At 42.0% G+C, this 3,389-nt stretch carries 3 protein-coding genes; 2 read left to right on the top strand and 1 reads right to left on the bottom strand.

The genetic code is table 11. The features are described from left to right. The first annotated feature begins 354 nt into the window (after window positions 1–354). Both VLN09_RS05420 and lipA read left to right on the top strand, forming a co-directional pair. Complete coding sequence (locus VLN09_RS05420; protein WP_325244420.1) at window positions 355–762, top strand: carboxymuconolactone decarboxylase family protein; 408 nt, start codon at window positions 355–357, stop codon at window positions 760–762. Between the two features lie 162 nt (window positions 763–924). Then, window positions 925–1,968, top strand: coding sequence for a lipoyl synthase (gene lipA / locus VLN09_RS05425; protein ID WP_011513094.1), 1,044 nt, complete (start codon window positions 925–927; stop codon window positions 1,966–1,968). A 275-nt stretch (window positions 1,969–2,243) separates the two neighbouring features. Here lipA and VLN09_RS05430 read toward each other — a convergent pair. Then, a partial coding sequence (locus VLN09_RS05430) for a TRAP transporter fused permease subunit (RefSeq protein ID WP_325244418.1) occupies window positions 2,244–3,389 on the bottom strand: 1,146 nt, incomplete at its 5' end.

Genomic DNA, 3,389 nt, shown 5'->3' on the forward strand with positions numbered 1-3,389 from the left:
AAAAATAGTGCCATAAATAATATGACTAATGGTGCCTATATCATAAATTCTAAATTTTTCATACTGAGAAGTTATTTTGTCTTTTAATATTCAAAATATATTCTTAGCAAAGTGCGGTTACGACTGTCTATTCACTTAAAAAGATACGGCGCTACTGTCTTAGTATCTGGTTATTGTTACACGTCTTTATTGTTAAATGGAATCAACTATATCTTGATTAGCGGTTAAATAAAACTCGCTCGACTGTTATAATGTTTGATGAGAACAGCCCCATTAAATGCAAAGGATTTAATTACAAAACCAAGGATGACAATGGATAATAAAGAGACAGAAGATTATAATACTACTCACAGTATGGGTCACAACCCTGATCAAAACGCCAATTATGAAAACGGTTTAAAAGTTCGTACCGAAGTGATGGGTGCAGCACACGTCAAACGCTCGCTTGACTCAGCAACGGCATTTACTCAGCCATTACAAGACTGGATTATCGAACACGCTTGGGGCAGTACGTGGCAAGATGACTCAGTACTGCCGCGCAAATATCGCTCGCTTATCACTATTGGTTTTTTGATTGCGCAAAAGAGCCCAAACGAGCTAAAGGGACACATCCGAGGTGCGATTAATAATGGCGCCACTGTCGCTGAGATTCGAGAAGTCTTGATGCATAGCTTGCCTTATTGCGGCGCACCTGCCACTCAAGAAGCGTTTCGCGCCGCCATAGAAGTGCTAAATGAGTTAGATATTGATATCAATAAATGAAACTATGTTAAATCGAGGATTCATAGTAGCCTTGATAGAGTGACTTTAATACGATTGCCTAAAAACTGCCTACCTAATATCTGCTATAATAACTCGATTCATAAAGCATTCTAATAATTCCATAAACCCTTATTCAATCAAGGGTTAAGAGAACATTCGATTATGACAAACGCCGTACAAACGCACACGCCTGCTGCCCGCGCAAAACCCAAAAAAGCCATTCAAGGCGAAAAATTACGTGGCTACGATAAAGTTGCCCGTATCCCAATTAAAATTATTCCGACCGTCGAGGCCAAGAAAAAGCCAGATTGGATTCGGGTAAAGCTGTCTTCACCTGCTGAAGTCGCACGTATCAAATCTACCTTGCGTGAGCAGAAGCTCTATACCGTTTGTGAAGAAGCTGCCTGCCCTAACCTTCCACAGTGTTTTGCCGATGGTACCGCCACCTTTATGATTATGGGTGATATCTGTACACGTCGTTGCCCGTTCTGCGATGTCGGACATGGTCGTCCAAATGAGTTAGATAAAGATGAGCCGCGTCATACTGCTGAAACCATTCAAGGTTTAGGGCTAAAATATGCCGTTATCACTTCTGTTGACCGTGATGATTTAAAAGACGGCGGCGCGATGCATTTCGTCGAAGTGCTTAATGAATCGCGCGCACTAAGCCCAAATTGCCTGATCGAGATTTTGGTGCCAGATTTCCGTGGTCGTATGGATATCGCGTTGGACTTATTAACCGAAACAGCGCCTGATGTCTTTAACCACAATATCGAAACCGTGCCTCGTTTATATAAAGCCTTCCGTCCAGGTTCTGATTATCAGCATTCATTAGATTTGCTCAAAATCTATAAAGAGCGTCGCCCTGATATCGCCACCAAATGCGGCTTTATGGTTGGACTTGGTGAAACAGAAGAAGAAATCTATAAGCTACTTGATGATCTAAAAGCGCATAACGTCGATATGATTACTGTTGGTCAGTATTTACAACCCAGTAAAGACCATGCGCCAGTCGATCGCTATGTGCATCCGGATGAATTCCAGCGTTATATGGATTACGGCAAAAAGATTGGCTTCTTTAATATTTGGGCAGGTCCTATGGTGCGCTCAAGCTACTTTGCTGATCGTCAGTACTACGGTGAAGATTGCCCAGCACCTATCCGTAGCAAAAAAGCCTTAGCAGCAGAAGGTAAACTTGGCTGTTAAGTGAGAGTCGTCACTTCACTATAGTTAAAATATCTTAAAAACGCTACGGTACTGCTGGTATAAATTTTTTGCAGCCTCTGTCTGCATAGGCACAGCAAGCAAGAAAAATTGATATCAGCAGTACGTTATGTATCGATATTGCTTTTCCCTGACTATATATCAATGTAAAATGACGAATCTTAAAATATAAAAAGGGTGAATAGCAGATATCTGCTATTCACCCTATTTTATGCTTATAAATTTTTTGTCTCACTTAAAGCAGCAACGCTTCAATGTTAAACATTTAAAGCGGTTGGCACCTTACTCCTTTTTATATTGAAAGCCGCAATACCCAGTACTATTATGCCACCTATTGCACCTGTGATAAGCCCAGGATAAATCAGCAGTAATGCACCTAATGCCAATATTAAGCGTGTAACGACATTCATATCACTTTTAAAATAACCCTCTAATGCCGCGCTAAGTCCAATCACACCAATGACAGACGTCACAACGGCAATAACAATATCGATGACCGGCGGCAAAGGAAATTCTTTAGCCGTGACGGCAAGATCTGTTGGGTCAATCATCAACATCGCAGGATTATAAATAAACATAAACGGGACGATAAAACCTGCTAACGCTAACTTTAATGACAAGTATCCTGTTTTCATCGGATCGCCACCAGAGATACCAGCGCCAGCAAAGGCTGCCAAACAGACTGGAGGTGTAATATTAGCAAACACCCCAAAATAGAAGACAAACATATGCGCTGATAAGATAGGAATATCAAACCCAGCTAAAGCAGGTGCTGCCATAGTTGCAGTAATGATATAAGCAGGAATAGAGGGCAATCCCATACCCAAGACCATCGAAGCTAGCATAGTCAAAATCAAAGTAAGCAATAAAGACCCTGCACCCAAGGTGACAATTGAAGAGGTCATTACCGTACCAAAGCTGGTCAAACTAACGACCCCAATGATGATACCTACAACCGCACAAGCTGCCATCACTGCTAATGATTGGCGTGCGCCATCTTCTAGAGCGCCTAAAATATCTTTAAAGCCCATGCGTGTTTCTTTGCGTAGCATACTGATGACAACAGTAAAGCCAATGGTATAGGCAGCAGCATAACCTACTGGCACATTTTGTATTAATAAATAAATCAAAAACACAATCGGCAATAGCATATGACCGCGCGCTTTTAATACTTCTTTTACTTGCGGCAAACTCTCTTTTGCCATCCCTTTTAAGTCACGGCGACCGGCGCGAAAATGTACCTGCGCAATAACGCCTAGATAATAGAGAATAGCAGGTAATAACGCAGCCAAAGCAATAGTGCTATACGGTAGCCCTGTCGTCTCTGCCATAATGAAGGCACTTGCGCCCATGATAGGCGGTAAGATTTGCCCACCGACTGACGCACTCGCCTCTACAGCTCC

The organism is Psychrobacter sp., assembly GCF_035469765.1.
Taxonomy (GTDB): Bacteria; Pseudomonadota; Gammaproteobacteria; order Pseudomonadales; family Moraxellaceae; genus Psychrobacter.